At 63.9% G+C, this 6541-nt stretch carries 6 protein-coding genes; 3 read left to right on the forward strand and 3 right to left on the reverse strand.

Annotated elements, in window-relative coordinates:
* Positions 1-115: 115 nt before the first annotated feature.
* The gene (locus ACT6Y9_RS07580) at positions 116-1465 is read left to right on the forward strand and encodes a gluconate:H+ symporter (RefSeq protein WP_443744083.1); all 1350 of its coding nucleotides are present in this window, start codon (positions 116-118) and stop codon (positions 1463-1465) included.
* Between the two features lie 129 nt (positions 1466-1594).
* Here ACT6Y9_RS07580 and ACT6Y9_RS07585 read toward each other — a convergent pair whose 3' ends face one another.
* The 3 genes from ACT6Y9_RS07585 to ACT6Y9_RS07595 form a co-directional block, all read right to left on the reverse strand.
* Entirely contained in the window at positions 1595-1972 is a 378-nt protein-coding gene (locus ACT6Y9_RS07585; RefSeq protein WP_443744084.1) for a hypothetical protein, read from the reverse strand.
* A 218-nt stretch (positions 1973-2190) separates the two neighbouring features.
* Positions 2191-2562 (reverse strand): DMT family protein, encoded by a 372-nt coding sequence (locus ACT6Y9_RS07590; RefSeq protein WP_443744085.1) that lies wholly within the window; start codon positions 2560-2562, stop codon positions 2191-2193.
* 139 nt (positions 2563-2701) lie between these two features.
* Positions 2702-3034 (reverse strand): thioredoxin family protein, encoded by a 333-nt coding sequence (locus ACT6Y9_RS07595; protein ID WP_443744086.1) that lies wholly within the window; start codon positions 3032-3034, stop codon positions 2702-2704.
* A gap of 738 nt (positions 3035-3772) precedes the next feature.
* On the opposite strand from ACT6Y9_RS07595, the gene ACT6Y9_RS07600 reads away from it, so the two are divergent.
* Positions 3773-5548, forward strand: a complete 1776-nt coding sequence (locus ACT6Y9_RS07600) for a ribonucleoside-diphosphate reductase subunit alpha (protein ID WP_443744087.1) — start codon at positions 3773-3775, stop codon at positions 5546-5548.
* Between the two features lie 32 nt (positions 5549-5580).
* Positions 5581-6541: ribonucleotide-diphosphate reductase subunit beta (locus tag ACT6Y9_RS07605; protein WP_443744088.1), on the forward strand; the 961-nt coding region annotated here is incomplete at its 3' end.

A 6541-nucleotide genomic window follows, 5' to 3' on the forward strand; every position in this document is an offset into this window, starting at 1 on the left:
CCCGAACGGGCGGATCGGGGGAGGGTGCGCCCGAAGGGCGCCCCGCGTCCGACGGATATTCCCCTCCCGTCCGTAGAGTGAACGGACCCGGGCCATTCCAACGGAGAAGCACACCATGCCTCTTCTCATCATTGCTCTTGGCGTAGCGGCGCTGCTGCTCCTCACCATCCGCTACAAGCTCAACACGTTCGTTGCGCTCATCATCGTCTCGATCGGCGTTGCGATCGCGAGCGGCATGCCGCTCCACAAGATCATCGGCGCGGTTGAGGGCGGCTTCGGCTCGACCCTCGGCCACATCGGCCTGATCTTCGGCTTCGGCGTGATGCTCGGGCGGCTCCTCGCGGAAGCGGGCGGCGCGCAGCGCATCGCCCTCACGATGCTGCGGTTCTTCGGCCGCAAACACATGGAGTGGGCGGTCGTCTGCTCGGCCTTTATCGTCGGCATCGCGCTCTTCTTCGAGGTGGGCCTCATTCTCCTCATCCCGATCATCTTCGCCATTGCGCGTGAAGCCAAGACGAGCCCGATGACGCTCTGCGTGCCGATGCTCGCCGGTCTTCTCGTCGCGCACTGCTTCCTGCCGCCTCATCCGGGCCCCACGGTGATCGCCAAGGAATACGGTGCGGACGTCGGCCAGGTGCTCCTCTACGGCATGATCGTCGGCATCCCGACCTTCCTCCTCGCCGGCCCGGCTCTGAACCGCCTCGTGAAGCGCCTCATCCCGGCCGCCTTTGAAAAGGCGGGCGACATCACCGCCCTCGGTTCGACCAAGAACTTCACCGACGCCGAAATGCCGTCCTTCGGGATCAGCTTCGTCACCGCGATGCTCCCCGTCATCCTGATGGCGCTCGTCACGATCCTCGAGTTCTTCGTCACCGAGGCGCAGCGCGACGGCTCGATGTTCCTCGAAGCCGTGTTCTTTATCGGCAACTCCACGACCGCGATGTTGGTCTCCATGCTCTTCGCGCTCTGGTCGATGGGCTTTGCCCGCGGCAAGGAAATGCCTGAACTTATGAAGACCTGCGGCGCGGGCATCGCCGGCATCGCCGGGCTGCTGCTCATCATCGGCGGCGGCGGCGCCTTCAAGCAGGTGCTGATCGACTCCGGTGCGGGCGCCTACATCGCGCAGCTCGTTTCGGGCGAGAACATCAACCCGATCATCCTCGCCTGGGGCATCGCGTCGTTGCTGCGCATCTGCCTCGGCTCCGCCACGGTCGCCGCGATCTCCACGGCAGGCCTCGTGATCCCGATGATCGAAGGCAACCCGGCGGTGAACCTCGCGCTCATCACGCTCGCCACGGGTGCGGGCAGCTCCATCTGCTCGCACGTGAACGACGCGTCCTTCTGGATGATCAAGGAGTTCTTCGGCCTCACCACGAAGGAGACGATCTGCTCCTGGACGCTGATGTCCACCGTGGTCTCGGTCCTCGGCCTCGTCTTCCTCCTGATCGTGGACATGTTCGTCTAAGACTTCACGGAAGCTCCAAAGCGAATCCGGCCGGAAGATCCCTTCCGGCCGAGACGGAAAACCCCGGGCGAAACAACCGGGGTTTTTTAATGTCGTCGACCGCCGTCGTCTGAAATCGGGCGCGTGAATTCAATAGCAGCCGGTCCACCCGCGCCGCACGATCCAGGGCTTCCCGGACTGGTCCGAGAGCGACGTCTCCACGACGGGCACCTCGGCGCCGGGAAGGCGCATCACGCTCCAGCCGCCCTTCCTCCAGGAGACCACGTAGTAGTGCGCGCCCGCGTCGTAGGTGCGCTTCTTCGCGTGGACGTTCATCTCGGCGCCGGAGAGCACCTCGCCCGTCACTTTGTAGCCGTGGGACCACGTGGCGTTCTGCCGCTGGTACTTGGCGCACGCCTGGACCGGCGCGGCTTCGGCCGCAGTGATGACGGCGCTTCCCGCAAAGAGGAGGGCGGCGCAGAGGGTGAGGGGCTTGAGGATGGGCTTGAAGGCGGTGCTGAAAGGCATCAACGGACTCCGAGGATTGTTCCTGAGATTCTAGTCGGATGAAGGTACCGGCCCTGCGCTAAAAACATTCTCGACCGGCCACCCGATCTCCAGGTGAGAGAGGCGGAGCCTCGTCAGAATCACCCACATATTGAGACGTCCGGCCGGTCCTTCCTCATTGCCGCAAGCGGGTCTGCTGCGAAACCCTTCGCCGCAGGCCCGTCTTCATTTTCGGGCGCCTATTTCTGGAACGCAAACCAGACGGCGAGGATGAGGCAGATGAAGGCGGCGACGTGGTTCCAGGCGAGCCGCGTGCCGAAGAGCGTCATCGAGAAGACGGTGAACACGGTGAGCGTGATCACCTCCTGAATCACCTTGAGCTCGAGGAGCGAAAAGGGCCCCCCGTTGCCCTCGAACCCGATGCGGTTCGCCGGCACCTGGAAGCTGTACTCGAAGAGCGCGATCGACCAGGAGAAGAGCACCACGGCCCAGACGGGCCACAAGCTGATCACCTTCATCTCCTGGAGCTTGAGGTGCAGGTACCAGGCGAGCGTCATGAAGACGTTCGAGACGAGAAGCAGACCGATGGTTGAGAGGCCTTTGGCGAACATGGTGGCGGCGCGGGCGGAGGGAGAGGAGTGTTTTTTGAGAAAAGCGATCGGGCCGGAAGGGCGGCTCCTTCACGAGAATGAAGGGATGCCGTCCCGCCGACCCGGGGCGCGGTGAGCGTTTGAAGGACCCGCAGGAGAGTCAGGCGGCGAGGCCCGTCTCGATGAAGTCCTTGAGTTCGCTCGGCGTCTTCACTTCAACAAGCTGGCCGTCGAGCGCCTTGCCGTTCTTGAAGATGATCATCGTCGGGATGTGGCCGACGTTCCAGCGGGTCTTGAGCTCGGGCGATTCGTCGGCATTGGCGGTGACGAACTTCATGCGGTCGCCGTAGACCTTGGCCATCGCGACGAGGAAGGGCTGCGCACGGCGGCAGTCGCCGCACCAGGGGGCGCCGATGGTGAAGAGGACGGGCTTGTCGGCCTTGAGCACTTCGGCATCAAAGGTTTCGCCGTTGACGTGAATGAGTTCAGACATGGAGATGGACTCCTTCGAATGACATCTGCTAAGGGTCGGCGCGCAGGCCCGGGAGGGAGGACGCACTCGTCCTCCGGGTCAACCCGTACTCCGCGCAGTGAGATGGGTACTTTACCGCGCGGCGGAGCGTTCTGCAGGCGCTCCTGCAGATCTCAGGCCTTCACGGTGCGGCGCATGCCGTCGAGCGAGAACGAGCCGCACCGGTGAAGAGGAGTGCGGCGAAGCCCACGAGGTAGACGTAGCCCGAGCCCGCGCTCCGAGAACGGCTGCCCCGCGCTCACGATGAAGAAGATCGTGAGGAAGGTCGCGAGGAGCGCCAGGGATGCGGCGCGCGTCCAGAGGCCGAGGCGCAGCAGAAGATTTCATAACGGAACTGCACCATTTCGGATAATGGAACGAGCGTTCAGCCGCAGCCGGCTCCATGAACCGTCTTTCCGTCGTCTTCGGGCGGCCTCAAAAAGCTATCAGCGGAGCCAAAACAATTTGTTTCATCTCTCGGAGGAGCCCGCTCTCCCCGGTGCTGCCGGGCTCGGCGCCCGGAGCGCCTGCGCGGCACCCCCGAAAGGGTCATTGCCCCGTCCGGGCGCGGCCCGGTAAGATCCGTGCCACTTTTCTTGGTGCGCCCCCGACCCACTACCCGTCGTTGATTTGACGATGAAGAATCACTATATGAAGTGATTTCGAGACGATTCAACGACTTGCGGGCGCTGCGCGCCGATTCCGACAGGATTCACCCTCATGACCGTTCAGATCGACACCTCGCGCGACGCGCTCTTCGACGAATTGGGCCTCATGCGCCTTCGCGAGAGCTACATGCGCCCGGATGAAAAGAGCCCGCAGGAGCGCTTTGCGTTCGTGGCGGAACACTTCGCCTCGAACCCCGCGCACGCGCAGCGCATCTATGACTACGCGAGCCGCCACTGGCTCTCCTTCTCGACGCCGATCCTCTCCTTTGGCCGCGGCCGCCGGGGGCTGCCGATCTCGTGCTTCCTCACCTACATGGAGGACAGCGCCGAGGGGTTGGTGAACACGCTCTCTGAAGTCAATTGGCTCTCGATGCTCGGGGGCGGCGTCGGCATTCACGTGCGCATCCGCTCCGCGGACGAAAAGTCCGTCGGGGTGCTGCCGCACCTCAAGGTCTACGACGCCGCCTGCCTCGCCTACCGTCAGGGCTCCACGCGCCGCGGCTCCTACGCGGCCTTCCTCGACGTGAGCCACCCCGACATCGTGCAGTTCATCGAGATGCGCAAGCCCACGGGCGACCAAAATATGAAGGCGCTCAACCTCCACCACGGCGTCAACATCCCCGACGCCTTCATGGAGAAGATCGAAGCCTCGATGCGCGACGCCGACGCGGACGACACGTGGGAGCTCAAGCACCCGACGACGGGCGAGGTCGTGGAGCGCGTCTCCGCGCGCGACCTGTGGCAGCGCATCCTCGAGATGCGCATGCACACGGGCGAGCCCTACCTCATCTTCACCGACACCGCGAACCGGGCGCTCCCGTCGTGGTTGAAGGACAAGGGGCTCTCGATCCACGGCTCGAACCTCTGCACGGAGATCTTTCTGCCCACGTCGCCCGAGCGCACCGCGGTGTGCTGCCTCTCGTCGGTGAACCTCGAGCACTACGACGAGTGGAAGAACGACCCGCAGTTCATCCCCGACGCGATGGAATTCCTCGACAACGTGCTGCAGTACTTCATCGACCACGCGCCCGACCAGATCCGGCGCGCCCGCTACTGCGCCATGCGCGAGCGCTCGGTGGGGCTCGGGGCCATGGGCTTTCACGCGTACCTGCAGAAGCACGGGATCCCGTTTGAGTCCGCGCTCGCGAAGTCGATCAACATCCAGATCTTCCGCCGCATGCGCGAGGCCTGCGCCCAAGCCGACGCGAAGCTCTGCGCCGAGCGCGGGGCCTGCCCCGACGCCGCGGACTCGGGCGTCGCGCGCCGCTTCTCCCACTGGATGAGCGTCGCGCCCAACGCCTCCTCGTCCCTCATCATGGGCGGCACGAGCCCCTCGATCGAACCCTATCGCGCGAACATCTACCGGCAGGACACGATTTCGGGCGCCTACATCATGAAGAACCGCTTTCTCAAGGCGAAGCTCGCCGAGCTCGGACTCGACACCGACGCCGTCTGGGCCGACATCATCGCCCACGACGGCTCCGTGCAGCACCGTGAGGACATCCCCAAGGACGTGCGCGACGTCTTCAAGACCGCCCCCGAGATCGATCAGCGCTGGATCATCGAGCTCGCCGCCGACAGGCAGAAGTTCATCGACCAGGGCCAGAGCGTCAACCTCTTCTTCCCGCCCGACGTCCCAATCCCGTACCTTCACGCCTGCCACTTCCTCGCCTGGAAGAAGGGCCTGAAGTCGCTCTACTACAACCGCTCGGACAAGCTGCGCAAGGCCGACCGCGTCGGCGTCAAGGCCGAGCGGCGCCGCATTGAGGACGAAATCGACATGCGCGCCGTTGCGGACGATTCGACCTGCCTCGCCTGCGAAGGCTGAGGCCGCCGCTCGTCAAACAAAAGGAATCCACCATGACCGACAAGAAGCCCGCCGCGGGCGGTCTCCTCGAGGGGCGCGACTACTACAAGCCCTTCCAGTACCCCTGGGCCTACGAGGCCTTCATGCAGTCCGAGCAGATGCACTGGCTCTGGACCGAAGTCCCGATGATCGAGGACGTGAAGGACTATCAGCAGAAGCTCTCCGAGAGCGAGAAGGACTTCCTCACGAAGATCCTCCGGTTCTTCACCCAGGGCGACATCGACGTCTCGGGCGCCTACGTCAACACCTATCTCCCGCGCTTCCGACAGCCCGAAGTGCGCATGATGCTGTCGTCCTTCGCCGCGCGCGAGGCGGTGCACATCGCCGCCTACTCGCACCTCATTGAGACGCTCGGGCTCCCCGAGTCCATCTACAACGAGTTCCTGCAGTACGAGGCGATGGCCGCCAAGCACGACTTCTTCAACGAGGTCGAAAAGGACGAGGGCGACCTCGCCGCGCAGATCGCCGCCTTCTCGGCCTTCACCGAGGGCATGCAGCTCTTCTCCTCCTTCGTGATGCTCCTCAACTTCACGCGCAACGGCACCATGAAGGGCATGGGGCAGATCATCGCCTGGTCGATCGCCGACGAGACGCTGCACACCGAGTCGATGACGAAGATCTTCCGCGAGTACATCAAGGAGAATCCGGAGCTCTGGACCGATGCCCTCAAGGCCAAGATCTACGGCATCGCCGAGGTGATGGTCGACCTCGAGGACAAGTTCATCGACCTCGCCTTCGGCGTCTCCGAGATGAAGCGCCTCTCGCGCGAGGACGTGCGCGCCTACATCCGCTACATCGCCGACCGCCGTCTGATGGGGCTCGGCCTCAAGGCGATCTTCGGTACGGATGAAAACCCGTTGCCTTGGCTGGACGCCATGCTTGGCGTAACGCATAGCAACTTTTTCGAAAATCGAGTTGTGGACTACGCAAAGGGAGCACTTACAGGTAATTGGG

It is taken from the genome of Sutterella sp., assembly GCF_052272535.1.
Classification (GTDB): Bacteria; Pseudomonadota; Gammaproteobacteria; order Burkholderiales; family Burkholderiaceae_F; genus Sutterella.

Coding starts and splice junctions, on each gene's coding strand:
- ACT6Y9_RS07580 (WP_443744083.1), top strand. CDS start 116: ATGCCTCTTCTCATCATTGCTCTTGGCGTAGCGGCGCTGCTGCTCCTC.
- ACT6Y9_RS07585 (WP_443744084.1), bottom strand. CDS start 1,972: ATGCCTTTCAGCACCGCCTTCAAGCCCATCCTCAAGCCCCTCACCCTC.
- ACT6Y9_RS07590 (WP_443744085.1), bottom strand. CDS start 2,562: ATGTTCGCCAAAGGCCTCTCAACCATCGGTCTGCTTCTCGTCTCGAAC.
- ACT6Y9_RS07595 (WP_443744086.1), bottom strand. CDS start 3,034: ATGTCTGAACTCATTCACGTCAACGGCGAAACCTTTGATGCCGAAGTG.
- ACT6Y9_RS07600 (WP_443744087.1), top strand. CDS start 3,773: ATGACCGTTCAGATCGACACCTCGCGCGACGCGCTCTTCGACGAATTG.